The sequence below is a fragment of the Streptomyces sp. NBC_00669 genome, assembly GCF_036226785.1.
In the GTDB taxonomy this organism is placed as follows: Bacteria; Actinomycetota; Actinomycetes; order Streptomycetales; family Streptomycetaceae; genus Actinacidiphila.
This window is the reverse complement of record NZ_CP109018.1, coordinates 3,230,971-3,257,731: the sequence shown is the minus strand read 5'-3', so window position 1 is coordinate 3,257,731 and position 26,761 is coordinate 3,230,971. Positions and strand designations below refer to the sequence as shown.

Genomic DNA, 26,761 nt, shown 5'->3' with positions numbered 1-26,761 from the left:
GGGTGGGTCAGGGACGGACCACGGTCCCGTCGTCGAGGACCGGCAGGAGCAGCCCGCCGGGGTAGACCTCGACGAAGGCGTAGCCGCCGGAGCGCACCAGCATCCGGGCGGCCGCGAAGGGTTCGGGCACCGCCTCGAAGGGGGTGAAGTGCCGGACGATCTGCTGGAAGAGGTTGAGTTGATGGTCGACGTACGGGGGGCCGAGGCGGCAGACGGCGAAGAAGCCGACGGGGGCCTCGCCGTAGCCGGTCTCGTACTGGTCGCGAATCCACTCGGCCAGTCGCTTGCGCGCGGTCTCGTCGAAGCCGGCGTCGAGGCGGCCCACCGCGTCGCGCAGGTCCTGCGGGCGCGGGGCGAGGGCCGCACGGCGCGGCGGGACGTGGGGCCCGGTCCGGCCGACGACCCGGCCGGAGGAGGGCCCGGTACCCGTCCCCTGCTCGGTGCGGCGCAGGAGGTCCGGCGACACGGCAGGCGGCGACATCGCGGGCGTCGCCGCACCGCCGCTCTGCACGATCCGCCGTGGCCGTTCCAAGTGACCCATGTGTCCCCCGACGTGAGTGAAGGCGTTCGCCGTCTCCGCGGTGCGTGCCCTCTTCAGCTTCAGCGTGGCGGCTGCGAGAGACGAAGACTAGTGACGCTGCGTCAATTCTGCGACCGGAAGCGCGGCTTCACGGTCGAATAACCGAATTGCGCCCAGGATTCGCCCGGTCGGCGCCCGGCTCGCTCGCGCGAGCGGCGCGACGCGGCTGGCAGACTGCCCACCATGGGGTCGATCCATGCGTTCATGACGGGCGTCAACGCCTACCCTGCGCACATCGCCAAGCCGCTCACCGGCTGCGTCAACGACATCACCGAGGCCCGTCGGCTCCTGACGGACCGCACCCGGGGCGCCGCCCGGGTGCGGGTCCTGCTCGACGGCGCGGTGACGGTCGCGGCGGTGGAGGACGGCATCCGTACGTTCCTGGGGGCCGCGGGCCCGGGGGACACGGCGCTCTTCTGGTTCTCCGGGCACGGCACCGAGGCGGTCGCGTCGGGCGCGGACCTGCTGATCGAGGCGACGGGCCGGAACCAGGCGCTGGTCTGCGCGGACGGCCCGCTGCTCGACAAGCGGCTGGGCGCACTGCTCGGCGAGGTCGCGGGCCGCGGCGCCCATGTGGTGGCGGTGCTGGACTGCTGCTACTCCGGCGGCGCCACCCGGGACGACGCGGAGGCGGCGGGCACGACCGCGCGCTTCGCGCCACCGCCGCCGCGGTGGGGGGAAGGGGAGACGGCGCGGAGCGTGGCGCGCGAGGACATGGCGGGGGATGCGGCCCAGGGAGTGACGCGGGACGTGGAACTGTCCCAAGTCACTTCGCGGCACCTGCTGTTGGCCGCGAGCAGGCTCGATCAGCTCTCGTACGAGGGGGAGTTCGACGGGCGCCGGCACGGTGTCTTCACGCACGCCCTGCTGGGCGCGGCCCGGACTGCGGGCCCGGACACCACGTACCGGCAGTTGCTGGCCGCGGCCGATGCCCGGGTCCAGCGTGCCGGCGGCGGGCAGCGGCCGGTGCTGTATCCCGAGGCACCCGGCGTCGCCGATCTGCCCTTCCTCGGCGGCGCGGTCGCGGGAGCGACGGGGGACCACCTGCTGCGCTTCGGGGCGCACGGCTGGGAGGTGGACTGCGGCACCGGCCACGGGTTGCGGGACGGCGCCGGGGCCGAGGGCACGGAGTTCAGCGTGGTGGACACGGGCTGGGCGGGCGAGCCGAACGGCCCGATCAGCTCGGACAGTTCGGACAGCCCGAACCGTGCGGGAGGGGAGGACGGTACGGCGCCCGGTGGGGTACTGCGGGCCCGCGTGGTCCGCGCCGACCGCACCCTCGTGGACCCGGTGGACTGGCTGCCCGACACGGCGCGGGTCTATCCGGTGGTGCTGTCGGCGCTGGCGTCGGCGCCGGCGACCGTGAGCGTGGCAGCGGACGGGCTGCCGGGCGCGGCGGAGCGGCTGGCGGCGGCCGTCGCGTCGGCCGGGCCGGGCGGCGGACCCTCGCCGCTCCTCCATGTCGTCGACGCGCCCGGGGACAGCGGCGACCCGCACTTCCGCGTGGTGGCGCGGGACGGGTTCGCGTCGGTGCTGGACCGGGACGGCACCGCACTGGTGGACCCGCTGCCGTTCGGCGAGGACCCGGCCGGGAACGGGGCCGGCGACCCGGACCCGCGACGGCTCGCCGCGTGCCTGACGCATCTCGCGGGGTGGCGGCGGCTGCGGGACTTCACGTCGCGGCCCTCGGTGCTGGACAACCAGGTGCGCGTGGAGATCGTTCCCTGGGACGCGCCCGACGGGCCGGCGCTCGTCCCGGACGGCCGGGGCGAGATCGTCCGCGCGTACGGCGCCGGGTCCGCCGAACGGCCGCGCGAGCCCTGGGTCTCGATCCGGCTGCACAACCGCTCGCAGCGCCCGCTGTGGTGCGTCCTGCTCGACCTGACCGACAGCTACGCCGCCGACTCCGCCCTGTTTCCGGGGCACTTCATCGGCCCGGGCCGCACCGGCCACGCGCTGGACGGCGACCCGGTGCAGCTGTCGCTGCCGCCCACCCGGCCGCTCGTCCCGGGAGCCGAGGTCCGGGACTGGCTCAAACTCATCGTCGCCGAAGGCGAGTTGAACACGGTGCCGTTCCGGATGCGGGCATGGGACCCGGCCCGCGCGGTCAGCCGCGCAGACGGTGCGGGGCCGAGGACCCGGGGACCGCGGGAGTCCTCCGGTTCGAAGGCCCGGACCGTTCCGGTGGCCGGCGCGAGGCCGGACGCGTCACCGGCGCCGTGCCCGTCCGCTGGGCCACGCGCACCATCGCCCTGCGGACCGTGGTGCCCTGGGGCCCTACTGGCCCAGGTGCGTGAACCCCGCCCAGGCGCTCAGGTCGTCCGGGTCGATGTGCCGGGTGCGTTCGGCGAGGGACGCGGGCAGGGAAGCGGGCAGCTCCCGGGCCGGATCGAGCATCCACAGCTGACCCCGGCGCAGTGCGGTCGCGGGCGGCTCCCCCTCGGCGCGCAGGTAGTGGTGGACCAGGAACATCAGAACGGACGTCGCCTCGTCCGGCACCGGCCACAGCGAACCGATGACCGACCGGGCGCCGGCCACCAGGAAGGCGGTCGCCAAGCTGTACGCCTCGTTGTGGCCGCGCCCGGAGACATGGCTGCGGCACGCGGCGAGCAGGACGAGGCCGAGCCCGCTGCCGCCCGTCGCGCCCGTGGCCTCGGTGAGGTCCTCGGCCGCCAACTCGCCTCCGTGGAGGGTGAGATGGGCGGTGTGGCGGGTGTCCGCCGAGATGGCGGCATGGCAGGCCAGGTGCAGTACGGCGCCCTCCTCGACCCCGGCGCCGCCCGCGACTCCTGCGCTCCCCGCGACCCCTGCGCTCCCCGCGGCGGCGGCCCCCGCGTCGGCGGCGGCCCCCGCAACCCCCGCCGCCTCGCCCGTCAGCCAGGCGAGCACCTCCGCCGGCGTGCCGGGTCCGTCCGACGCTCCGCCCTCGCGGTGCCCGAGGAACCGGCCGCGCGGGTAGAAGGCCCGCTGCACAGCGTCGGCCTCCTCGCCCGCGTACCGCAGATCCCCGGTGGGGTCGCCCACGACGAGCGCGGCACCGGTGTGGGCGGCCGGCGGACGGGCGGCCACATCGCACAGGAGCCGGGCGGAGGCGGCGTACGAGATCTCCGCGTCGTGCAGCGCGTACCGGCGCCGCCCGTCCGGCCCCTGCCGCCATGCGGCGTGCCAGGGCACGAGCCCCAGGGTCCCCATCGGCACGAGGACGAGGCGCGGGACGCGACCGGTCCGGGTGGCGAACACGTCGAGCAGCGGCCGCATCCCCGCGTACCAGGCCCACCCGCACACCCGGTCGAGGCGGCCGCGCAGTGACGCGGTGGCCGAGGAGGCGGACGCGTGGCCGGGCACCGGCCCGAGGTCGCGGCCGGAGCCGGAGCCGGAGCCGGACCAGGACCCCGGCCCGAGACCGCCGTTGCCCGGTCCGGGCGCGTCGCCGGAGCCCGCCACCGGGGCCCGGACGTAGTCCCGCAGCGCCGCCGCGTCCGCGGCCAGGGTCGGCAGCGGAACGGCGTGCACGGCGCCGGTCGAGGTGACGACCACGGCGCTGCCGGGGGTGTCGTCCGTCGCCGGGACCAGGTAGACCAGCGCGTCCTTGCGCAGGGTGCGCAGCGCGGCGGCGATCTCGTCCGGGTCGGGCGGGTCGAGCAGGCCGTCCTGGACCGGGTCCGTCCCGGTGAGGGCGGCGAGGACGCGGCGACGCAGGCTGCTGGGCACGGCGAGGGGCGCCTGGACAGCGGTGAGGGGGTCGTCCGGGTCGGCGGGGCCGAGGCCCGCGGCGCTCCACTCGGCGGCGAGGTCGTCGCGGCCCGCGGCGACGAGTCGTTCGGGCACCGTACGGGAGGTGGTGGCGGCGTGCAGGACGAGGCCGCGGCAGGCGTCGAGGGCCCGGACGGCCTGCTCGGGAACGTTGTCGCGCAGGCACCAGCCCGCGACCTCGAACGCGGTGTCGGTGGCCTGCACCACGGCCTGGGCGGCGTGTTCGGTGCCCGACTGGAGCAGCGCGGCCCACGCGTGGCCGCGCAGCGCGTCGAGCCCGACCCGGCGGCCCGCTCCGCGGTCGTCGCCGCGCAGCTCGCCGCGGGTCCGGTAGGCGCGGCCGAGGGCGAGACCGGCGAGCGCGTACAGGCGGTGGTCGGGGCCGCCGGCCAGCGCGAACGCCGACTCCAACAGGGCGATTCCCTGGGAGAGATGGCGGGCCCGGGCGGTGGGCAGGCGCTGGACCTCGGCGAGCGCGCAGTGCCCGGAACCGAGGCAGTGGGCGTACCGCAGCCGGCTGTCACTGCCCTCGTCGGCCAGGTCGTGGGCTTCCTTGAGCAGTTCCATCGCCTCGGCCAGCGCGTCCGCGTCCTGCCGGTCGGCGGCCCGGGTGAAGCGGGCGATCGCGTTGTCGCCGAGCACCCACGTCCGGTGGTCGCGCGGCAACTGCTTCGCCGCGGAGCAGAGTTGAGCGATGGACGGGCGGCCGACGAGCGGCGGTGCGGTCGGGGCGCCCAGGGTGCGGGCGGCGTGGTCGCGGACGGAGCGGGCGTTCTCCAGGAGCGTCCAGACCTCGATGCGGGACGGGTCCTCGGGGTCGAGCGCCGCGTGTGCCGCGAGCATCGCGGCGAGGTGGCCGTCCGCGGCGGCGAGGTCGCCGCGCTGGGCGGCGGCCTGGGCGTCGACCGCGGCCTGCTGCGTGTCCAGCATCCGGCGCAGGTAGGGGGTCACCCGGGGGTCGTCCCGCAGTCGCTGCCACTGGCCCCGGGCCGCCACGCCGTCGTCGCCGGTTGCCGCGGTCTGCCCCCGGGTGGCCGTGGCGGTGAGCCGGATGAGGTCGATGCCGAGACCTCTGCCGTCGGTGCCGCCCGGCGCGCCCGTGGCGGGCTCCGCGCGCGCGAGGTGGTCCAGTACCTCGTCCATGCCGCCGGCCGAGCGGGAGTCGCTGCCGACAAGGAGGGCCTGCGCGGCGACGGCGTGGGCCCGGCGCTGCCACTGCGGATCGTCCTGGCCGAAGCTGAGGACGCAGTCGATCAACTCGGCCTTCTGCGCGGCGGTGACGTGGGTGCCGTGCGGGTCGACGAGCATCAGGCGCGGCAGCAAGGAGGCGGCGAGGTGGGCGCGTTCCTCGTGCGACTCCAGGGCGCGGAACCGCGCGTACTCCACGTCGAAGGCCCTGGCCCGCCGGCCGTCGCTGTCGACGCTGCCGAACATGCCGGGGAAGCCCTGGTCCCCGTTGCCGAAGTCCAGGAAGGTGCGCCCCTGTTCGATGTCGCCCAGCAGGCTCCGGTACGCCGCGAGCGCGCCGTCGAGGCGGAAGGCCTCCGGCACGTCGTCCGGTGCTTCGAGGGTGACGCCGTGCGCGTTCTTCAGCATGGAGCGGGCCCAGAAGCCGGTCAGCTGCGTCATCTTGCGCAGGTCGTCGTCGAGTTGCCCGCCGGTGAGGACCAGGTCCGCGCCTTCGGCCGCGTCCCGCAGCCGCCGCGGATCGGGGTCCTCCAGGTAGCGGTTCTGCTGGAAGACCGCGAGGAGCAGAGCGGTGACGGTGACCGGGCCGTCGCGTTCCGGCACCCACGCGTCGACGGCCCGCCGGATGAGGGCGATCGCCCGGTCCTGTAGGGCCTTGTCGCCCCGCACGCCGCCGCGTTCGTACAGCAGCCGTCCGAAGCTGTCGAGGTACAGCGGCAGCAGCCGGTCGACGTCGGCCGGATCGGCCAGCAGCCCGGCCAGTTCCACCTCGGCCGCGGCGGCGTGCGCCTGGTCCTTCCAGGTGGCCCAGATCAGGAACCGGATGAAGGCGCACCGGATCTCGGCTTCCCAGGCCCAGGGCGGGGCTTCGCCCGCGGTCCGGGTCGCTTCGAGCACGGCCGAGTCGAACTCCCCTCGGGAAAGCTCCAGTTCGGCCCGGTCGCGGGTCATCCGGCCGTGGCCCAGGAGGGCCAGGGCGCGGCTGTAGCGCAGGAACGGCAGGTCGATGCCGGGCGGGGCGGCGTCCAGCACCGTGCCGTAGAGGCGGGCCGCGGCCGCCGCGTCGGCCGGGTCGGAGCACACCTCGCAGCGCTCCAGGTGCAGGTAGGCCCGGGACACCGTCAGCTCCAGGGCGTCCTCATCCGGGGGCGAGGCTTCCTCGTCGCCGGGGAGCGCGTCGCCGGGCAGCGCGCCGTCGGCTTCCTCGTACCGCCGCAGGGCCTCGTCGAGCAGTTCGGCGCGCCGCCCCGCCGGGCCGTCGAAGTCCTGGAAGCGCTCCTTGGCGCAGACCGCGAGCAGGTGGAGCCCCAGGAAGCGGGCGAGGCCGTCGCGTTCGTCGAGTTCGCCGCGTTCGTCGCGATCGGCAAGGCCGGAGATCCCGTCGCGCAGCAACTCCTCCGTCTCGTCGAGGAGTTCGGCGCTCGGTTCGGCTTCGTACTGGCAGCGGCGGACATGCCCGAACTCGATCCGCCACACGGCCCACTCGCCGTCGTCGCCGGGCGCCCGGAAGGCCAACCCGAATGCCTCGGCGGCCAGTTCCAGGTCCTCCGGCCGGCCCTCCAGCAGCCACAGGCGGTAGCTGAGCGTGCCGGCGCGGGCGCACAGGACGGGCGCCGCGGGAGCGTCGGAGGCGGTCGCGGCGAGGGTGGCGAGGATCTCCTCGCGCCCGGCACGCAGCTCGTCGCCGTCCTCGTACGCGTCCTCGTCCTCGTACGCGTCGTCGCCGGACTCGTACGCGTCCTCGTCCTCGTACCTGTCGGTGTTCGCGTTCTCGTCGGGAGCGGGTGTCGGGTTCTGCGCGGTCACGGTGACGAGGGTCCCAGGATTCCGCGGAGAGAGGGGGCCAAGTGCTGCTTTCAGGGCGCGAGTTGGACGTAATAGGGCCGGAGCACGGCGTTGAGCCACTCCCGCCCCTGCGCGGTGTCGAAGTCGACGGTGCCGCCTTCGTCGATCCGCAGCGCGTCGGCCGGGACGCGGTCGCCGAACAGCATCACCGAGCGGTCCGCCGGTTCCCGCTTGGAAGCCCACACCAGCCCCTGCGCCCACGGCTCGGTCTGGCGGCGGAGCCAGTGCGCCCAGTCGCGGGTGTACGGGTACTCCTGCGCCTCGGTGTGCACGAGCCAGGTGTCCTGGTGGACGGCGGCCAGGTCCTGCGCGCTGACCAGCGGCAGGACGCGCAGGTCGGCGGTGAGCCGCAGCGCGCTCAGCCGGCGCCCCTGCACCGCGCGGCGCGGCAGCAGCCGGGGCCCGCCCGCGGGGTCGAAGGGCAGCGAGCGCAGCAGGGTCTCGCAGACGGCCGCCGTCGCGCTCAGCCCGGCGTACAGGTATCCGTACGGATCGCAGGAGGTGGCGTCGAACCGGCCTCCTCCGTAGAGGCAGTGCGCGGGCTTCGGGTTGAAGCCCTCGGCCGCGCGGTGGGAGCCGTGGATACGGTGCAGCAGCGTCCCGCGGGGCAGCGTCACCTTGCCGGGGGTACCCGTCATCGCTTCGGGCGGGCGGTAGTTGGGCACGGGCTACTCACTCTCCAGCAGGAACCCCGCGACGTCGACGAGCCGCCGGTCGCCCCCGGTGCCGAGCAGCCGTACGGGGCTGGTGCCGAGCCACGCGTTGGCCGACAGCCACCAGTCGGCGGCGCCCCACGGGTCGCGGTCGGCGGCCAGCAGCGCGTTGACCTCCCGCACGACCGGCCGGGGACGGACGCCCTCGGTGAACTGGAAGCACGGCAGCCGCAGTTGCCCGCCCACCCCGGGCAACCGGATCAGATCCGGGGCGAAGGGGTCGCTGCCGTGCTCCAGCACCGTCCCGGCGTCCAGCGCGGGTTCGGCGAGCAGCCGCGCGCGCACCGGGCCGAGGACGGGCCCGACCATGCGGTGCCCGTCGACCAGCAGCACCGCGAGGTCCTCGGCCGCGAAACCCTCCACGAGCAGCGGCCCGTCCACCGCGCCGCCAGGGACCAGCCGGGCCTGCGCCTCCTGCCCGAACACGTCGGGCAGCCGCTCGCGCAGCAGATCCGCGGCATCGCCCGCCGCGGCGCGGCGCAGGCCGGGAGGGCGGTCCGCGTCGCGCACCACGCCGAGCAACGCGGCCAGCCGGGCGCGCAGGTCCGGTCCGAGGCGCCCCTCGACGAGGTCCCAGCGTGCCGCCGCGGCGGCGAGGACGACATACGGGCCGCCCGGCCCGGCCGGGTCCTGGCTCATCCGTCCACCCCCGTGACCTCCGTGCCGGCCAGCAGCCTGACCAGGAGGTCGGCGCGGTCGTGGCGGCGTACGACGAGATGGACGTCCCAGTCGGCGCCCCGGGCGAGTTCGGCCTCGACCGCGGCCCACAGCGCGCCGAAGCTCTCCGACGGGGTCAGGCCGCCGCGCCCGGCACCGAGCAGCGGCAGGCAGATCGAGCGCAGCGGCGGCTCGTACCGCGGCGCCTCCTCGGCCAGCACCGCGAAGACCCGGGCGACTCCTCTGGTGATGTCGGCGGGCTGCACCTGGTAGTCGTTGGTCTCGGGGCGGGGTACGGCCAGGGCCACGTGGTAGATACGGCGGATGCCCTGACGGCCGAGCTCGCCCCCGGAGGTGACGGCGACGGTGCCCGGCCGGGCTTCCCGGCCGGCCGGTGCGTGCCGGGCGGTCCACCGCCGCAACTCGTCCTCGATGCGGTCGTCCACGAGCCCGCCGATGGGGTCCCGGCGCGCTCCCGCGCGGCGCAGCGTCGCGGAGACGGACGACTTGTAGGGCGGGGGCAGCACGAAGTAGGTGTTCGACGGTGAGACGACCACGTCGATGTCGCGCAGGAGGTCGACGGCGTGGACGTGCACCGTCACGGCCACGGTGCGGTGGTGCACCCGCACGCGCAGGGCCCGGTGCGCGGCGGGGACGCGGTCGTACGCTTCGGGCCCGAGCGGATGCTCGACGGTGCCGGTGCCGGTGCCGGTGCTGGAGCCGGAACCGGTCCCGTTCGTGGCCCCGGCGTCCCGCGGCGCCCGCTCCGCGAGCCGGACGACGAGTTCCGCGACCTGCCCGAGAACGATCAACTCGTGGTGCTTGCGGAAGCGTTCGACGCTCACCCCGTACACCTGGGCGGCGCTCCTGCGCCGGTCGCTCGCCGGCCAGTCCCGGGTGCCAGGGAAGAGGCCGAGGCTGTACTCGGCGGCGGCCTGGAGCGTGCCGCCGTCCAGCCGGGAGACGGCCAGGCGCAGCACCCGTTCCACCGCCCCGCCCGGCCCCTCGCCGCCCTCCCGCGGAACCGGAACGTCCCGGGCGATCCCGGTGAGGGCGGGCACGTCCAGCGTGCGCAGCCTGACGACGCCGGCCCGCCGTACCTTCCGCACCTCCGCGAGGACCTCACCGTGGTCGGGCACGCGAGGAAGCGGGGACATGACGGCCAGCATCGCACCGGCGCCGCGCGGCTCACAACCCTGAGGCGCCGCCCACCGCCGGCTCCCCGCCGGCTCCCCGCCGGCTCGGGACAGGACGAGGCGTCAGGTCAGCGCGGCGGCCCAGACCTTGTCGGTGCACAGCTGGATGGCGCCGGAGACGACCGCGTCCTCGGCGAGCGCCGACAGGGAGACCCGGGGGCAGACCAGGACGCGTTCGGCGAGATGCTCCGCGATGGCGTCGGCCAGCACCGGGCCTGCCCGGGCCACCCCGCCGCCGATCACCACCGCGCCGGGCGCCAAGGCGAGGACCACGGGGGCGATCGCCCTGGCGAAGGTGCCCGCGATGTCGTCGACGACGGCGAGCGCGGCCCGGTCGCGGCGGGTGGCCGCGGTGAAGACGGCGGCGGCCGGGTCGGTGCCGGCCGCGATCTGCGTGGCGAGGACGGACCGGGGGTGCGCGGCGGCCGCCTCGACACCGCGCCGGCCGATCGCCTCGGACGACAGCCGGCTCTCCAACTCGCCGCGCCCGCCCGCCGTGACCAGGCGGGCGCTCTCCCCGATGAACCCGATCTCGCCCGCCGCGCTCCGCGAACCCCGGTGCAGCCGGCCGTCGATCACGATCCCGGCGCCGAGGCGCTCACCCCACTGGACGGCCAGCAGCGTCCCGTCCGGGTCGTCCTGCGCGCGGGCCAGCGCGAGCGCGGCGAGGTTGGCGTCGTTCTCCAGGTGGACGGCGCAGGGCACGACGGCCCGGACCCGCTCCACGATCGCCAGCGACGGCCAGCCCGCGACGCTCGGCGCGAGCTCCACCGTGCCGGTCGCGGCGTCGATCAGTCCCGGCGAACCCGCCGCGGCCGCGGCCACCGACCCGGCGTCGACCCCCGCCTCGGCGAGCGCGGACCGTACGGCGGCGTCCATCGCGGACAGGACGTCGGCCGCGCGCGACCGGCCGACGACCTTGCGGACCGTCGCCAGACGGCGCCCGCTGACCTCGGCCACCACCGCGGTGACCCGGTGCGGCCCCACGTCGATCCCGAGCACGGGACGCGACCGGCCGTCGAGCGCGAAGCGCGTGGCCGGCCGGCCGACCGAGCGGTCCTCGGTGCCCGGTACGGCGACCAGCCACGCCCGCTCGATCAGCAGGTCGACGGCCTGCCGCACGGTGGGCCGGGCCAGCCCGGTGCGGTCGGCGATCTCGGCGATGCGCAACGGCACCGGCACGGCCCGCCGTACCGCGTCGAGCACCGCGATGCGGTTGAGCTCGCGCAGTACGGCGGTGCCGGTGGCGCCGTGCGTCACGTGCCGGCCTCCCGGATTCCGGCGCCCGCGGGCGGCACGGCGTCAGTAGCGTCAGTTGGCGGCGGCCCGCACGGTCACCTCGCTCAAGTGAAACGTGCCGTTGGCCGAGTTGGACAGGCCGACCACCCGTACGTAGCGGGCCCGGGCGTCCATCGCGTAGCTGTCCCCGGCGTCGGCGGCCACCGCGGTCGAGAGTTTACCGCCGAGCGAGAACCAGTGCGTGCCGTCCGTGCTTCCCTCCAACAGGTAGGTGTAGTACCGCTTTCCGTCCACGTAGGTGCGCACGTTCACCGACGAGAGCCGCTGGTCCGAGCCGAGGTCGACCTGCCACCAGGTGCCGGCGTCGCCGATCACCCCGCCCCAGTACCGCTGGTTGGTCCGGTCGCCGTCGTCGGCCGCCGACGGCGGGCTGCCCGCCTCGGAGGAGAGCGCGGTCGCGGGCCGGCCGACGCTCACCACCGGGTCCCCTGAGGTGTCGCGCGGCGTGGAGGCGGAGACGGTCAGGCCCTGGAAGACGGCGTATCCGCTCTGGTGGGTGTTCTGGTTGACGGCCGAGAAGTCCACGCCCGCGTCCTCGGCCGGACTCATGCCGGGCACGGTCGCCGATCCGACCACCGCCCAGTTCGTGCCGTCGGTGCTGCACGCGCCGGTGACCGTGTCGCCGGCCCGGCTGATCCGGACGTACGCGGGTGCGGTGAGCCCGTCGTCCTCCAGGTAGTGGTCGAGCCGGCCGTCCCCGTCGGAGTCCCAACTCAGCATGCAGCCGTGCTCCGGAGTGACCGCCAGCGTCGCGTACCCGCCGGAGCCCGGCGCGGACAGGTCGGAGGAGACCACCAGGCCGGCCCGGGCGTAGGGCGCGCTGTCGCCCTGCGCCCGCACCTGCGTCGTCACCGACGTGCGGTCGGCGAGGAGCCCGGGGCGGTAGACGGTGCCGTACTCGTCGGAGCCCTTGTACTGGTCGGCGCCGCCCCCGGCGAGGGCGAGCGTGGACCCGCTCTGGGCCACCGTCAACGGTGTGGTGGCGGTGGTGCGGTACGGGTCGGACACGGGTCCGGCGACGAGCACGCCGCTGCCGGCCGTGGCCGCGCCGTGCGCGCTGCCCGAGGCCCAGGTGACCCGGGCGGACAGTCGCGCCACCGTCGTGGGGGTGGCGCTCGCGGGGATCGTCACGTCCCAACTCCGGCTCGCCGTACCGTTCACGGGCACGGTGGTCGAGGCCGGCCCGCTGACCGGCCGCACGCGGTACCCGGCCGGCGCCCGCAGGACGAAGTCGGGCTGCCCGGCGGCGCGCACCGGGTTGCCGTTCGCGAACGTCGCCGTCACCCGGACGGTGCCGCGCGGGGCCGCGCCCGACTGCGCCGAGTCGAGCGCCAGGGTGCCCGAGGGGAGGTCGGCGACCCGTTCGGCGAGCGCGTGCGCGTCGCCGGCCGGGGTGCTGCGGTACTGCGTGGTCTTCTCGTCCCACTGCTCGGCGACGGCGATCCAGTCGATGGCCGGCGCCGGTTCGCCGGTGCGCAGCGACTGGTCGAGGCCGTCGAAGTACTTCTGCCACCGCGGCAGGTAGTAGTCGCCGACCAGGCCGTTCCACTCGCGGGCGGCGTAGTCCTGGATCACGCCGGTCTTCGACCACTGGGTGAGCAGGGAGCGCGCGTCGTACTGCAGCGCCGCCGCCTCGGCCGGCGAACCGGCCTGCGCCGCGGCGTCCGCCTGCCAGGAGCCGAACAGGAAGTCGCCGTCGGTGCCGAGCAGTTGGTCGAGGAGCTTCATCTCGCCGGTGAACGTGCCGGTCAACTGCTCGAAGAGCGCTCGGTCCTGGGCGGAGTAGGCGGTGCGGATCTTCGGCAGCAGGGTCCGCCCGTCGTTGGCGAGCACCTGCCGGGCGAGGTCGACGACGTCGTAGCGGTACGCGGTGCTCGTCCGCAGCGACGGGCGCACCGCGAGCAAGTCGCTCAGGGCCACGCGCAGTTGCGCGGGGTCGTAGTCCACCGAGCCGCCGCTCCTGGTCAGTGACGGCTGCAACTCGTAGACGCCGGTGACGTGTTTGGTGTCATTGGTGGCCGGCCAGGAGTAGACGGTGTCGGCCAGGATGCCCCAGGCGGCGGTCGCGTGCGGGTCGCTCCCGCCGTACCGGGCGGTGGCGTAGTCGGCGAACCACGGGTGGACGTCGACCGCGGTCGGCTCCCAGGCCAGGTCGGAGAAGAACTCCACGGCCGCGGGGTTGTTGTCGATGGCCTCGGGCATCATCGCGATCCCGTTCAGCGCCGTGCCCGGCCGGGCCAGCCACTGGTGGAACTTGGTGGTCCATGTGGTCAGGCTGGTACCGAGGTTGGTGTGGCCGCCGAAGTTCCAGATGGTGCCGAAGGCGTAGGGCACCCCGTCGAAGTCGTGGTCCCGGTCGGTGATGTTCGGCTGGTCGGAGTTGCCGTCCACGACGAGCATCTTCGACTGGTCGACCGCGGTGAGGGTGGCCTGCAACGGGTTGTTCTCCCAGCCCAGGATGGCCCAGATCGCGTCGGGGTGGGCCTTCTCCAGGGCGTCCTGCACGGCGCGGGAGGCGTCCGGGATGTCCACGTCGCCGGCCTGGCCGCCCTCGTGCAGCAGGTCCATCTTGTACATCGTGCTCGGTCCGAAGAGCCGGGTCTGCGCCTGGTAGAACTCCGCGGCCACGGCGGCGAAGTCCGCACCGGTGGGGTCGAGCCAGTCCGGCCGCTTCAGGCCGTTCCAGGTGCCCTGCGCGATGGTGTGCGCGCCCGCGTTCTTCTGCGCGAACTCCGGTGGCACGGTGCCGTAGTAGCCGGGCAGCACGGGGGTCATGCCGAGCGAGCGGAGCCGGGAGGTGATCTGCCGGCCGAGCGCGGCGCGGGAGTCGATCAGCTCCTGGGGGATCGGACTGCCGAGGCAGCACAGGTTCTGCAGCATCCACCACGACTGGTGGCCGGGTTGCGGAATCCACGAGCGCATCTCGGCCGCGGTGTAGCCGAACTTCTCGAAGGTCTGCTCGTACACCGCGTCCTGGCCCTCGTAGACCAGGACTTCGTTGATCCCGTCCAGCGCGAGCACGTCGATCCGGTGCTGCCACTGGCTCCACGTCATGTACGGGCCGCTGTACCCCTCGTTCGTGTCGTTGAGCGCGAACCGGTGGGCCACGACGGCGTCACCGGTGAGCGGGGCCTTGGGGAGCGGGAGGTGCGCCGGGAGGTGCGCCTGGTCGCCGTCGAGCGAGAAGTCCGCGTGCACGACGTCGTGCAGATACGTGCCGAAGCCGCGCAGCGCGGTCGCCGGGGTGGTGCCGCTGACTGTCAGGTGGCCGCCCAGCGCCTCGACCCGGTAGCGGTCGGCGCCGCCGGACAGTTGGCGGAGGTCGACCTGGGCGGCGTGGGCCGTGCCGAGCAGGCGGACCAGCGCGTCATGGGCCGACGCCATGGCGGAGGCGGCGGCGGAGGCGTCCGAAGCGGAGGTGGGAGCGGGGGAGGAGGCGGGGGCGGCGTGGGGGGCGGCGGCCGAGGTGGGGGTGGCCGGCGCGGCAGCCGCCACGGCGGTACCCGGCACGGCGATGAGCGCCGCGCCCGCGGCCAGCACGGACAGGGCGGCGAGCGCCCGGCGGTAGGGACTGCGGATGCCGGCGATCACGGCCTGGCTCGCATTACGAAGTGTCTCTTCCTATCCATGCGAATAGTTGAGCGGTTCATGCCATTTAGCGTCAAGAGACTGCACAGGCACCGCGGGGACGAGTTTCGGCCGATCCTCGCCCGCCGCGCCGTCGCGCCCCCTCGGTCGCCGCGGCCGGTCCACGGGCGAGGGTGCGCGCCCGCATGCCTGCCGTCGACCCTTCGTTCCATGTCGTTTCCCATCGAACGAAGGCCGCGGGATGTGGGGCGTGTCTTGGATTCGATGATGGAAGGCAGTGTATGTCACGAATATGGAAGCCTTAGGGCCCGTGATGACCTTGGATGTGATGGATGTGTGTCGCCAGTCTTTCGATATCGATGAACGGCGTGTCACCATGCAGCCAACGCAAGTGCACTCGATATGCATTCGAGTGATGTCGCTTGAGCGCCGAGAATTCACGGTTCGGTTGCTTCGGGTGACCGTTGCCGCGTTGCGGAGTGGCGTTGGCGTCCTCACGACCGGCTCCACCCGCCGTGCCGAACTGTCGAGGGGTGAGATGACCAAGCTGCGCAAGATGTCGACCACGTGGTGCGCGGGAGCTCTGCTGGCTCCCGTCCTGCTGTGCCATGCCGCGCAGGCCGACGAGAGAACGACCGCGTGCGCCGGCGCCGCGGCCACGTCGGCCGCCGGACCGACCGCCACCGAGATCCTGCAGGTGAACTACGAGAGCGGCACCCTGGATTCGGGGGTGCCGGGCCTGACCACCACGCACGCCACGGCCCCCGACGCCTCCGCTGTCGTGCGGCCCGGAGACGACAGCTCGTACGCGGTCCAGCACAAGGTGACGCTCGACGACCCGGGATACGTCTCCGACGGCGCCCCGCGCAGCGAGAGCGCCACCGACCAGCTGAAGAACGGGCAGTTCAACGTCGGCGACGTGCAGCGCTACGAGTTCAGCGTGCTGCTCAAGGACTGGCAGCCGTACACGGCGGGCGACAGCGAGACGGGCGACATCGTCTTCCAGGGCAAGTACGGAGACGCCCAGCCCCCGGCGTTCTACCTGATGACGAAGCGCAACGCGATCGCGTTCAGGTCGCCGCAGATGGACCGGCAGTCGACCGTGGTGCCCGACTTCCGCCCCTACGTCGACCAGTGGATGAACTTCCGCGTGGACGCGGACTGGACCACCGACGACACCGGCTACTTCAGGGTCTCCGTGCAGCTCCCGGGCCAGTGCGACTACGTCCCGGAAGCCGCGTGGGAGGACATCCGCACGTATCAGCCCGCGAAACCGACCGACCACGGCTACCTCAAGTGGGGCCTGTACCGGCCGTCGGAGTCGATCGCGAACGGCGACGTCCCCACGCGGATCGTCGAGCACGACGACATCCGGGTCTTCGACCTGTCGTGACGCGCGTCCGTGCCAGGCGCCCGCACCGGGCGCTCGCAGCGCGCGTCCGTGCCCGCTCGTCCAGGGACGCCGACCCGCTCCGTGCGGCGGCGATCCGAACCCGCGACATGAGTTCCCAGAGTTCGCAGAGTTCGCAGATTTCCCAGAACCCCCAGATCCGACACCTTCAGGAGTACAGATGACCGACCACGCTTCCCTGAGCAGGCGCCGACTGCTCCAGGCCGGCGGCGCGTTGGGGCTGGCGGCGGCCGCGGAGTCCGTCCTCGCCGGCCGGGCCGACGCCGCGACCGCCGGGCGGGCCCGGACGACGGTGACCGACCTGGGCCCGGGTCTCGTCCAGTTCTCGCTGATGAGCGGGCTGCTGGTCGGTGACACCGTCTACGTCGGGTCACGCAACCTGGACCCCGCCTGCGTGGTCGGGTTCGACCGGTCGACCCGGAAGGTGGTGGCGCACACCCCCATCGACGCCGAACCCGAGCCCTCCATCCAGGCGCTCGCGGCCGACCCCGCCGGCCGCTACCTCTACGTCGGCGTCCTGCTCAAGGCCGACCAGGGCGGGCCGAACCTCTTCCGCTGGGACCTCACGGCGCCGGACCGGCCCGCGGTCGCCGTCGGCCGGACCGAGGACCGGGACATCCGCGATCTCGCGGTCGCCCCCGACGGCACCGTCTACGCGGTGGGCGGCCTGCCGGGCAAGGCGCCCGCCCTGTGGGAGTACGACCCGGCCACCGGCGCCGTCACGAACCTCGGCGTCCCGGACCCGAACGCGACGCTGGCCAGGGCGGTCGCGGCCTCGCGGGACGCCGTCTTCTTCGGCGCGGGCAGCATCCTCGCCGGCGGGGGCGGCGCGAGCCGCGCGTCGCTGTTCGCCTACGACCGGGCGGCGCGCACCTTCGCCTCGATCGTGCCCAAGGAGATGGAGCAGGACCCCAGCATGCGGGAACTCGCCGTCATGGGGGACCAGTTGCTGGCCAGCACCTCGGGCGCCGTGGAGCCGGGGAAGATCGCCGTGATGGAACTGAAGGACCTGTCCTCCTACACCCTGGTGACCACGCAGAGCGACACCATCAAGTCGTTCACCTGGGACGACGACCGGGTCTACTTCGCCACCGAGTCCGGGGTGCAGGCGTACACGAAGGCGGACCGGACGATCGCGCCCGTCACGTTCTCCGGGCCCGACCTCGGCGAGATCTGGGGCCTGGACCGCGTCGACGGGGACCTGGAGGTCGTCTCGGGCTACGGCTTCGTCGCCGAGATCGACCTGGCGGCGAAGACGTCCGTGGTCACTGACCTGCTGGCGGCCGGCGCGCCCGCCGGCCCGCAACTGGGCATGGGCATCGCGGCCGGCGGCGGGTACGTCTACGTCGGCGGCAACGGCGGTGTCGCCCGGCACGACCGCAGGACCGGGGAGGTCGTCAACCTCCTGGTGCCCGGCGAGGCCAAGGACGCCGAGGTGATCCGGGGCAGCCTGTACACCGGCCAGTACGACGCGCAGGGCATCTGGCGGTACGACCCCGCCGCCCGGAACGCGCAGCCGCACCAGGTCGCGGACTTCCCCAGCCAGCAGAACCGCCCGCTGGACACGTCCTGGGACCTGGCCAACCAACTGCTCCTGGTGGCCGTGCAGTCCGACACCGAGGGCGGCGGCGCCCTGTGGACGTACGCGCCGAGGACCGGGAAGTCGGCCTCCTACGTCAACCCGATCGACGACGTCCAGATGGTCCGGGCGGTGGCGAACGAGGGCGGGGTCGCGTACCTGGGCGGCGACAACGCGGCCGCCGGGGGACCGGCGCCCGCCGTCGTCGCCGTCGATCCGGTGACCGGGCGGGAGCGGTGGCGGATCGACCCGCGGCAGCCCGCGGGGGTGGCCGCGCTCGCCGTGCGGGGCCGGTACCTGTACGGGCTGGGCAGGAAGGGCGGGCTGTTCGTCATCGACGTCAGGACCCGCACGCTGGTGCACACCGCCGATGTGAGCGCCGTCTGCACGGGGTTCGCCGCCATGGTCGTCAACCGCGGTACGGTCTACGGGGTTTCGGACACGACGCTCTTCCGCGTCCACCCGCGGACGTTCGCGGTCAGCGCCGTGGTCGCCGGCATCGACGGCGCCTGGTACAGCGGCCCGCACGTCAACGCCCAGGGCGGTCTGCTCTACACCCTGCGCGGCCGCAACCTCGTCGAGGTCGACGACCGGCCGGCCGGCTGACGGGTCGCCCGCTGACGGGGAGCGCCCGCTTCCCGCTGTACGCCGAGCCGTGGCCGGCGGCGAAAGCCGCCGGCCCCCCGGCCGTATCGACCTTTGATTGATATCTTTCGGTTGTCGAGTGAAGGTGGACGGCTCACGCTCGTGCCGAGAGAGGACTGAACGTGTTGGCTGAGGAACGGCGTGAGGCGATTCTGCGTGCTGTGGAGCGCCAGGGTTCGATCACCGTGAAGGAGCTCGCGGCGGAGATGGGCGTCTCCGCCGTCACGCTGCGCCAGGATGTACGGGAACTCGCCGGCCGCGGGCGGCTCACGCGCGTGCACGGCGGTGCGAGGGCGCTGGCCCCGGCCGAGCCACCCGCCGCCACCGCTGCCACCGCATCCACCGCGGGCCCGGCGCCGGCCGGTGAACGGCATGCCGTCGGGCTGGTGGTGCCGCCGGGCGGCTACTACTACGCGGAGGTGATCCGCGGCGTCCAGAACGCGGCCCGCCCGCTCGGCGTCCGCGTCGTGCTGGCGGTCTCCGGGGAGTCGCTGGCGGAGAACCAGGAACAGGTGCGCCAGCTCCTGGCCGGCGGCGTCGACAGCCTGCTGCTGATGCTGCACTCGGGGCTGCGCCCGCTCGACGAGGCCGAGGAGTGGCTGAGCGGCCTGGACACACCGGCCGTGCTCGTGGAGCGCCGGGTGGGGCTGCGGGCCGGGCAGTTGGAGCAGGTGGCCTCCGACCACGCCTACGGCGCGGCCCTGGCGGTGCGTCACCTCGCCGGGCTCGGCCACGACAAGGTGGCCCTGGTGGCCCGGGTGGAGAGCCCCAACACCCCGCTGCTCAGCGCCGGTTACGCCGACGCCGTGGCGGCGATCGGGCTGACGCCGTGGCCGGAGTACCTCATCGACACCAGCGGCGACGCCACCGCGGCCGACGCGCGCTTCGAGGAGGTGGTGCGGGCGGTGGAAGCCGGCGAGGTCAAGGCGGCGCTGGTGCACAACGACATCGACGCCATCGCCCTGGTGGGCATCCTGCGCGCGCGGGGGCTGCGGGTGCCGGAGGACCTGGCGCTGGTCACCTACGACGACGAGGTGGCCGAGTTGAGCGATGTGCCGCTGACCGCGGTGGCCCCGCCCAAGCAGGCGGTGGGGGCGTGGGCCCTGGACCTCGCGCTGCGCCGCCGGGCCGACCCTTCCGCGCCGCTCGCCGAGATCCTGCTCCGCCCGCAGCTGCGGGTGCGGGCCTCCTGCGGTGCCGACCGGCAGGCCGGCACCTGACCGACGAATAGCGTTTGCTTTCGTTTTCTTCATTCGAAATCATATGCATTGACTGGCTGTCGTGTGTAGCGAATACTTGCGGTGACACCCAAGCGAACGATCGGTGGCACATCATGTTTCGTAGCCGACTGGCAGCCCTGGCCTGCTCCGTCGCGGCACTCGGCCTGCTCGTCACGGGATGCGGGAACTCGGACGGCGGCGGGTCCGCGGCGGGCAAGGACACCGGGAAGGTCACCTTCTGGTCCTTCGTCAAGGGCTCCGACAAGGTCGCCGCGGCATTCAACCGGACCCACCCGGGCATCAAGGTGAGCTTCGAGTCGATGCCCTCGGGCCAGGAGTACTACTCCAAGCTCACGAACGCGGTCCGGGCCGGCACCGTCCCGGACGTCGCGGTGGTGGAGTACCCCCAACTGCCGCAGTTCGCCACCCAGGGCATGCTGGAGAGCCTGCCCGGGTCACTCGGCTCGCTGGTCAGGACCGACTTCCCGGCCTCCGTCCAGCGGCTGGTCCAACTGGGCGGCAGCACCTGGGGCGTTCCCCGTGACGCGGCGCCGCTGATGCTCTACTACCGCAAGGACTTCTTCGCGGACCACAAGATCTCCGTCCCCACCACGTGGGACCAGTACCGGGACATGACGCAGCAGGTCAAGAAGGCCGATCCGAAGGCCCGCGGCGGCGTGTTCTACACCGACGACCCCAGCCTGTTCACCGGCCTCGCCTGGCAGGCCGGCGCGCGGTGGTTCGGCACGGACAAGGACGCCTGGAAGGTGTCGCTCGACGACGCGGCCTCCCGCAAGGTGGCCGACTTCTGGGGCGACCTCGCCCGCAAGGACCTGGTCAGCTCGCTGAGTTCGCTCGACCCGTTCTGGACCAGCGTGCAGCAGAGCCGCACCGTCGCCTACGTCTGCGCGAGTTGGTGCGCGGGCTCCCAGCAGGCGACCGTCGCCGACCAGGCCGGCAAGTGGTCGGTGGCACCGGTCCCGACCTGGGACGGCAAGCCGGCCTCCGCCATGTACGGCGGCTCGTCGTTCGTCATCCCCAAGGGCGCCGGGAACAGCGCGGCCGCGGCCGAGTTCATCAAGTGGATCACCACCGACCCGCAGGGCATGAAGGCGTGGGTCTCCGGCGGCACCAGCAGCATGTTCCCCGCCGACCCCAAGCTCGTACCGGTCACCAAGGCGGCCTTCCCCACGACCTACTTCGGCGGCCAGGACGTGTACGCGGTGGCCGGCGCGTCCTATGACGCCGTCAAGCCGGGCTGGACGTGGGGTCCCGACATGGGCACCACGAACACGGCCATCGTCGACCAGCTTCCGAAGGTCGCCGAGGGCAAGGCGAACCTCTTCGACGTCCTCAAGGGCGCGCAGCAGGACACCGCCAAGGACATCCGGCACCGCGGGATGAAGCTCACCCCGTAGCACCCGCGGCGCGCGGGCCCGTCCGGCCGCCGGACACCCGCCCGGTCCCCGGGCGCCGGTGCTGCTCCCGCACATCCGCCCGGGCCCCCGTCCCGTCCCCGCCCCGCACCCCCTCCGCGCTCTCCCGTCGAGAAAGGCCGGTATGGCCAGCCCGTCCGTCCGTGCCCAGCGCCGTACCGCCGCGCTGCTCCTGGCACCGTTCTTCGTCCTCTTCAGCGCCGTCGTGCTCGCCCCGCTGGTCTACGCCGGCTGGCTGAGCCTGTTCACCACCCGCACCTCCGGCCTCGGCTTCGGCGGCACCCAGCAGGTCTTCGCCGGCCTGGACAACTACACGCGGGCGCTCTCCGACCCGGCGTTCCGGAACGGCTTCCTCACCATCGCCGCGTACGCCGCCGTCTACCTCCCGGTGATGATCGGCGGCGCGCTCGTCCTCGCCCTGCTGCTGGACTCGGCCCTGGTCAAGGCGCGCGCCTTCTTCCAGCTGGCGCTGTTCCTCCCGCACGCGGTGCCCGGCCTGATCGCGGCCCTCATCTGGGTCTACCTCTACACGCCGGGACTGAGCCCGGTGATCGACCTGCTCGGGTCGGCCGGCCTGCACGTCGACTTCCTCTCGGCGGACAACGCGGTGTTCTCCGCGGCCAACATCGCCGTCTGGGAGTGGATCGGCTACAACATGGTCATCTTCTACGCCGCGCTCCAGGCGGTGCCGCGCGAGACCCTCGACGCGGCGCGGCTCGACGGTGCCGGCGGCATCCGCACCGCGCTGTCGATCAAGGTGCCGATGATCCGCCCGGCCATCGCGCTGGCCGTGCTGTTCACCGTGATCGGGTCGGTCCAGCTCTTCACCGAACCGAAGGTCATCTACAGCGCCTCCAGCGCGATCGGCAGCAGCTGGACGCCCAACATGTACGTCCAGACCGCCGCGTTCACCCGCGACGACCTCGGACTGGCCGCGGCCGCCTCGCTGCTCATCGCGCTGTTCGCCGCGGCCCTGTCGTTCCTCGTCACCCGCTTTCCGCGCCGCAGGAGGCAGCCATGACCGAGCCCACGACGCTCAGCGCGCCGCCCGCCGCGGCCCCGGCGCCGACCGGCGGGAAGCCGCCGGTCCGGCGCGGGCCGCGCCGACCCGGCAGCCGTCCCTCGCTCCTGCTGTCCAGGGCCGGGGTGACCGCGATGCTGGGGCTCGCCGCCCTGTACACGCTGCTGCCGATGCTCTGGCTGGTCCTGTCGTCCACCAAGAGCCGCCAGGACCTGTTCGCCACCAACGGATTCGCGCCGGGCCGCCACTTCGCGCTCTTCGGCAACCTGCGGTACCTGTTCACCACCGAGGACGGCATCTACCTGCGCTGGATGGGCAACACCGTCCTGTACGCGGGCGTCGGCGCGCTGCTGGCGACGGTGCTCAGCGTCGCCGCCGGGTACGCCTTCGACAAGCTGGCCTTCCCCGGCAAGGAGAAGCTCTTCGCCCTGGTCCTGCTGGGCGTGATGGTGCCGGGCACCGCGATGGCGATCCCGCTGTACCTGATCGCCGCCAAGGTCGGCCTGGTGAACACCTACTGGAGCGTGTTCGTCCCCGGCCTGGTGTTCCCGTTCGGGGTCTACCTGGCCCGGGTCTTCAGCGCGTCCTACGTCCCCGGCGAGGTGCTGGAGGCCGCCCGGGTGGACGGCGCGGGCGAGTTCAGGACCTTTCGCCGGATCGCCTTCCCCATGCTCGCGCCCGGCTCGGTGACGATCTTCCTCTTCCAGTTCACCCAGATCTGGAACAGCTTCTTCCTGCCCCTGGTGATGCTGTCGGACAAGAAGCTCTACCCGGTCAACCTCGGCCTGTACGTCTGGTACTCCTCCGCGCTGTCCGAGGGGCACCCGCAGGACTACCTGCTGGCCGTGGTCGGATCGCTGGTCTCGGTGGCCCCGCTGGTCGTCCTCTTCCTGATGCTCCAGCGCTACTGGAAGTCCGGCATGACCGCCGGCGCGGTGAAGTAGCCGGGCGGGAAGCCCCCCGCGGACGTCGAGCGGTCCGGGGGCGTCGTCGACGAAGCAGCCGGCCCCGCCCTCCCCGCTCTCCTCACACGTCACGGTGGCCCTTTCAGCCACACGCGTTTCCGCGTGCATCGCTCCCGCACCACGGCCGCCGGGCATCGGAAAGCGCAGGCGGCTCGCCCTCGCCCGCCCGGGGCGACCTGGTCGAACGCCGCACGGCGCGGCCCGGGGGAGGGCGGGACAACGGCCGAAACGCCCCCTTAACCACGGAGGTCGGCAGATGGATATTCCGACGTGGGTCACCGTGAACATGTCATGAACCTGACGACCGCCTCGGTGCCCGGTCCCCCATCCCCCCACAGCCCCGGCCTCGACGAAGCGGCCGGGGTCCCGGAACAGGAGAGACACATGCGCACCAGTTATGCCCTGCCCGTGGCCGCGCTCGGCGTGGTCGCCGCGCTCGGGCTGCCCTCCGGCGCGGCGTCGGCCGCCGACAACCCGCTGAGCCTGGCCTGCCAGGCCACACCGCCGATCGTCTCCGCGGAGACCTTCACCATCGACGCGGGAGTCAACGGCACCGCGCCGGCTTCCGTGGCCGCCGGGAGCGCCTTCACCGTGTCGCTGGCCCCGGACGCGATCACCGTTCCCTCGTCCGTCAACGGGAACACCGTGAACTCGATCAGCTCGCTGAAGCTGACCGCGCCGGTGCCGGCGAACGCGACGCTGACCGGCGAGTCGCTCAGCGGCGGTTCCGGGCTGGGCTCGGGCGCCCCGTCGGTCTCGGTGAGCGGCGGCACCATCGCGCTGACCGTGCCCGGCCCGATCAGCGGCGGCAGCACCTTCACGCTGCCGACGCTGAACCTGGACCTGACCGCCGGCGCCTCCGGCACCACCGTGCAGACCCAACTCGCCGGCAGCAGCTACTCCAGCCCCGGCCTGACCTTCACCGCGAACGTGACCTCCAGCATCTTCACGGTGAACGCGCCGACCGCCTGCTACCCCTCGCCGAACCCGGTGCTGACCTCGACGACCGTCTCCTGACAGCCGCGCACGGCACGGGCGACGGGCCCGGCACCGACGACCTGGTGCAGGCCGTCGGCGCCGGACCCGTCGCCCTCGACCGCACTACGCGGTCGCCGCGCCGGTGCTCGTCACGGCCCCGAGGTCAGATAGGTCACCGTGGTGCCGCCGTTGACCTGGCCGCCGGAGTTGTTGATCACATGGCTGATGGTGCCGCTGCCGCCCAGCGAGACGGTCACCATGTCGTGGAAGGACGATCCGCTGCCGGGCACCTCGATGGCGCGGTCGGCCACCACCGACGGGTTGGTGCTCATGTAGCAGTAGACGCCCAGCCCCCACGCCTGGTGCGAGGTGACCGAGTCGGCCACCTTGTAGGAGGGGTAGCCGTTCTCCCCGCCGCCTGGTGTCCAACTGGCGTTGTTCGGCACGTCGTAGGGCATCTCGGACTGGTAGAAGTACGTCCGCCCGCCGTTGCCCTTCCACAGCGTCTGGTACTGCTGGTAATGCTCGACGGCCAGGCCGTACATCGTGACGTTGTTGCCGTTGACCACCAGCCCGTTGGCGGCGGTGTTGGTGTTCCAGCCGACGGTGCCGCCGTTGCCGTGGTCGGCGCGCCAGATCCACAGGTCGCTGCCGATGGTGTTCGCGCTGTTGACGACGAGGGACTGGGTGGCCTTCCCGGCGACGTCGCCACCGACCCGGAAGAACACGTCCTGCAACGTGGTCGGGTCGGCCGCGTGGCTCGCCGAGGCGCCGGCCGGGCCGATCTGCACCAGCGAACTGCTGTTGGTGGTGCCCGCGCTGACGATCAGCCCGGCGATGTCGATGCCGTCCACGTCGGCGGTGGTGATCGCGGTGACGCCGTTGTCGGGCATCAGCGTGGCCAGGCCCAGGCCGAGCACCACGGTGTCCGGGCGGGTGATGTTGATCGGCGCGTTCAGGTGGTACACGCCGGGGGTGAAGAGCAGGTTCAGCCCGGAGGAGAGCGCCGCGTTGATGGTGGCCGCGGTGTCACCGGACTTGACCACGTAGAACTGGGTGATCGGGATCGAGGTCCCCGGCGTCGAACCGCCGGTCCAGTCCGGGCCGGTGGCGTTGGTGCGCAGGCTCGGCACCATGACGTTGTACAGGCCGGTCGAGTCCGTGTAGAGGTACGGCTTCTCGCGCACCGTCGGGGACTGGCCGACCGTGGTGTAGGTCGGGAACGACTGGGCGGGGGCGCCGTTGTCGCCGACGAAGACCATGTTCCAGTTCGACCCGGCCCAGCTGCCCATGGAGGTGTCCTGGGTCAGGAACTGCTGCTGGGTACCGGAGTTGACCTGGCCGGAGACCCGAGAGTCGCCGATGAACCCGCCCGAGGACCAGTTGCTGCTGTTGTTCCCCGAGGTGTTGTCGTCCAGGATCATGTTGCCGTGCACGTCGACCCGCCGGAACGGGTCGGCCTGCGAGACGGCGTACTCCAGCGTCCCCGAACTGGGCGTGTCGGAGAGGTTCTCCACGTCGCGCCAGAAGTTCTGGGTGGCGTTGCCGCCCGACCAGCCCGCGTCCACGTGCACCCCGCCGCCGGTCAGCGAGACGTCGTCGGGCGACGCCCCCAGGCCGGCCACCTGGGTGTAGAAGCCCACCGGGACGTCCACGTTGTAGCTGCCCGGCGTGAACAGCAGCGCGTAGCGGTTGTTGCCGAACTGGTTGGACTGCTGGGAGCTGTAGACCGAGTTGATGGTCGACTGGATCGACGACGACGACATCGACGGGTCGAAGATCTTCACGTTGGGGCCGAGGTCGGGGTTGTTCGGGTTGGTCGGCGGGGGAGTGCCGCCGGTGCCGCTGCCCGAGTCGTTCAACGCGAAGGACTGCGCGCCGCTGCCGTTGCAGGTGTACTGCTGCAGCTGCACCGAGTCCGCGGTCGAGGCGCTGGGGACGTCCAGGCACAGGCCGCTGTAGTGGTTGACGAAGTGGTAGGAGCCGCTGCTCTCCTGGACCGGCTGCCACTCCTGGCTGCTCCAACCCCCGTTGGACCACAGGTGGATGAGCGCGCCGTTGGCGGTGGACGGACCGTCCACGTCGATGGCGGGCTGCGCGCCGTTGGCGTTGACGATCGTGTAGTAGCCGGAGTCGGTGGCCGGTTTGAGCTGCCACTGCTGAGCGGTGCTGCCGTTGCAGGTGTACTGCTGGACGGCGGTGCCGTTGGCGGTCGCGGCCGCCGCCGCGTCCACGCACTTGCCGCTGTTGCCGGCCACCAGGTTGTACCAGGTCGAGGGGGAGACGGCGGCGTGCGCGCTGGCCGCGCCGACCGTGGAGAGCGCGGCGGCCACGAGTACCGCGGCCGCTCCGGGTCCGACCGCGCGACGCGCCGTCCGGCCCAGTTTCAAGAAACGTTTCATGACGCCCTTTCCCAGCGGGGTTCGTGTTTCTGAAACAAGAAGTGCGGCACATCCCGGACCAGCGCACCCCCGCGACCGTGGTGGCGCGCGTGCGGCTGATGAACGTCCGGCCTCTCAGCAATGTGTGTTTCATGAAAGAAGCAGAGCCGTTGCGGGCATGTCAAGACATTGGTCTGACACCGCACGTCAGCGGTGCCGAGGCACGGGGGACCAGGTGATCTCCCCGGCGGGTGCGGCCACGGGTGCCACCCGGCGGCGCGGGTCCGTCCGCCCGGCGCCGATGGT

At 73.2% G+C, this 26,761-nt stretch carries 16 protein-coding genes and 1 pseudogene; 8 read left to right on the top strand and 9 right to left on the bottom strand.

Annotated features, from left to right (window positions below):
• Positions 1-7 precede the first annotated feature (7 nt).
• A complete protein-coding gene (locus OG896_RS13115) occupies positions 8-541 on the bottom strand; it encodes a hypothetical protein (RefSeq protein WP_329365230.1) in 534 nt (177 codons plus the stop codon).
• A 222-nt stretch (positions 542-763) separates the two neighbouring features.
• Between OG896_RS13115 and OG896_RS13110 the strand changes: the two are divergent.
• Positions 764-1,495: pseudogene (locus tag OG896_RS13110) on the top strand (caspase family protein); the annotation flags it as partial.
• 404 nt (positions 1,496-1,899) lie between these two features.
• Here OG896_RS13110 and OG896_RS13105 read toward each other — a convergent pair.
• The 7 genes from OG896_RS13105 to OG896_RS13075 all read right to left on the bottom strand — a co-directional run bounded on the left by OG896_RS13105 (position 1,900) and on the right by OG896_RS13075 (position 14,822).
• Positions 1,900-2,130 carry a hypothetical protein gene (locus OG896_RS13105; protein ID WP_329374595.1) on the bottom strand — a complete coding sequence of 77 codons (231 nt, stop codon included), beginning with the start codon at positions 2,128-2,130 and terminating at the stop codon, positions 1,900-1,902.
• Between the two features lie 727 nt (positions 2,131-2,857).
• Positions 2,858-7,327, bottom strand: coding sequence for a CHAT domain-containing protein (locus OG896_RS13100; RefSeq protein WP_329365229.1), 4,470 nt, complete (start codon positions 7,325-7,327; stop codon positions 2,858-2,860).
• 50 nt (positions 7,328-7,377) lie between these two features.
• Positions 7,378-8,031, bottom strand: a complete 654-nt coding sequence (locus OG896_RS13095; RefSeq protein WP_329365227.1) for an RES family NAD+ phosphorylase — start codon at positions 8,029-8,031, stop codon at positions 7,378-7,380.
• Between the two features lie 3 nt (positions 8,032-8,034).
• Positions 8,035-8,718, bottom strand: coding sequence for a hypothetical protein (locus tag OG896_RS13090; protein ID WP_329365225.1), 684 nt, complete (start codon positions 8,716-8,718; stop codon positions 8,035-8,037).
• Positions 8,715-9,893 carry a hypothetical protein gene (locus OG896_RS13085; protein ID WP_329365223.1) on the bottom strand — a complete coding sequence of 393 codons (1,179 nt, stop codon included), beginning with the start codon at positions 9,891-9,893 and terminating at the stop codon, positions 8,715-8,717. Before OG896_RS13085 ends, OG896_RS13090 begins: the two co-directional genes overlap by 4 nt.
• 102 nt (positions 9,894-9,995) lie before the next feature.
• Positions 9,996-11,192: an ROK family transcriptional regulator gene (locus OG896_RS13080; protein ID WP_329365221.1), complete on the bottom strand. Its 1,197-nt coding sequence runs from the start codon at positions 11,190-11,192 to the stop codon at positions 9,996-9,998.
• A 51-nt stretch (positions 11,193-11,243) separates the two neighbouring features.
• A complete protein-coding gene (locus OG896_RS13075) occupies positions 11,244-14,822 on the bottom strand; it encodes an alpha-N-acetylglucosaminidase TIM-barrel domain-containing protein (protein ID WP_329365219.1) in 3,579 nt (1,192 codons plus the stop codon).
• A 535-nt stretch (positions 14,823-15,357) separates the two neighbouring features.
• On the opposite strand from OG896_RS13075, the gene OG896_RS13070 reads away from it, so the two are divergent.
• The 7 genes from OG896_RS13070 (at position 15,358) to OG896_RS13040 (ending at position 24,113) form a co-directional block, all read left to right on the top strand.
• The gene (locus tag OG896_RS13070) at positions 15,358-16,212 is read left to right on the top strand and encodes a heparin lyase I family protein (protein ID WP_329365217.1); all 855 of its coding nucleotides are present in this window, start codon (positions 15,358-15,360) and stop codon (positions 16,210-16,212) included.
• A 178-nt stretch (positions 16,213-16,390) separates the two neighbouring features.
• Positions 16,391-18,415 (top strand): outer membrane protein assembly factor BamB family protein, encoded by a 2,025-nt coding sequence (locus tag OG896_RS13065; protein WP_329365215.1) that lies wholly within the window; start codon positions 16,391-16,393, stop codon positions 18,413-18,415.
• 161 nt (positions 18,416-18,576) lie between these two features.
• On the top strand, positions 18,577-19,674 hold the full coding sequence (locus OG896_RS13060) for a substrate-binding domain-containing protein (RefSeq protein ID WP_329365212.1): 1,098 nt from the start codon (positions 18,577-18,579) through the stop codon (positions 19,672-19,674).
• A 113-nt stretch (positions 19,675-19,787) separates the two neighbouring features.
• On the top strand, positions 19,788-21,092 hold the full coding sequence (locus OG896_RS13055) for an ABC transporter substrate-binding protein (RefSeq protein WP_329365210.1): 1,305 nt from the start codon (positions 19,788-19,790) through the stop codon (positions 21,090-21,092).
• Positions 21,093-21,234: 142 nt separating this feature from the next.
• On the top strand, positions 21,235-22,131 hold the full coding sequence (locus OG896_RS13050; RefSeq protein ID WP_328468771.1) for a carbohydrate ABC transporter permease: 897 nt from the start codon (positions 21,235-21,237) through the stop codon (positions 22,129-22,131).
• Complete coding sequence (locus OG896_RS13045) at positions 22,128-23,075, top strand: carbohydrate ABC transporter permease (protein ID WP_329365209.1); 948 nt, start codon at positions 22,128-22,130, stop codon at positions 23,073-23,075. Before OG896_RS13050 ends, OG896_RS13045 begins: the two co-directional genes overlap by 4 nt.
• Before the next feature lie 405 nt (positions 23,076-23,480).
• On the top strand, positions 23,481-24,113 hold the full coding sequence (locus tag OG896_RS13040) for a cyclase (protein WP_329365207.1): 633 nt from the start codon (positions 23,481-23,483) through the stop codon (positions 24,111-24,113).
• A gap of 110 nt (positions 24,114-24,223) precedes the next feature.
• Here OG896_RS13040 and OG896_RS13035 read toward each other — a convergent pair whose 3' ends face one another.
• Positions 24,224-26,476 carry an RICIN domain-containing protein gene (locus OG896_RS13035; protein WP_329365205.1) on the bottom strand — a complete coding sequence of 751 codons (2,253 nt, stop codon included), beginning with the start codon at positions 26,474-26,476 and terminating at the stop codon, positions 24,224-24,226.
• Positions 26,477-26,761: the final 285 nt, after the last annotated feature.

Coding starts and splice junctions, on each gene's coding strand:
- OG896_RS13055 (WP_329365210.1), top strand. CDS start 19,788: ATGTTTCGTAGCCGACTGGCAGCCCTGGCCTGCTCCGTCGCGGCACTC.
- OG896_RS13045 (WP_329365209.1), top strand. CDS start 22,128: ATGACCGAGCCCACGACGCTCAGCGCGCCGCCCGCCGCGGCCCCGGCG.
- OG896_RS13085 (WP_329365223.1), bottom strand. CDS start 9,893: ATGTCCCCGCTTCCTCGCGTGCCCGACCACGGTGAGGTCCTCGCGGAG.
- OG896_RS13065 (WP_329365215.1), top strand. CDS start 16,391: ATGACCGACCACGCTTCCCTGAGCAGGCGCCGACTGCTCCAGGCCGGC.
- OG896_RS13040 (WP_329365207.1), top strand. CDS start 23,481: ATGCGCACCAGTTATGCCCTGCCCGTGGCCGCGCTCGGCGTGGTCGCC.
- OG896_RS13035 (WP_329365205.1), bottom strand. CDS start 26,476: ATGAAACGTTTCTTGAAACTGGGCCGGACGGCGCGTCGCGCGGTCGGA.
- OG896_RS13115 (WP_329365230.1), bottom strand. CDS start 541: ATGGGTCACTTGGAACGGCCACGGCGGATCGTGCAGAGCGGCGGTGCG.
- OG896_RS13070 (WP_329365217.1), top strand. CDS start 15,358: ATGACCAAGCTGCGCAAGATGTCGACCACGTGGTGCGCGGGAGCTCTG.
- OG896_RS13090 (WP_329365225.1), bottom strand. CDS start 8,718: ATGAGCCAGGACCCGGCCGGGCCGGGCGGCCCGTATGTCGTCCTCGCC.
- OG896_RS13050 (WP_328468771.1), top strand. CDS start 21,235: ATGGCCAGCCCGTCCGTCCGTGCCCAGCGCCGTACCGCCGCGCTGCTC.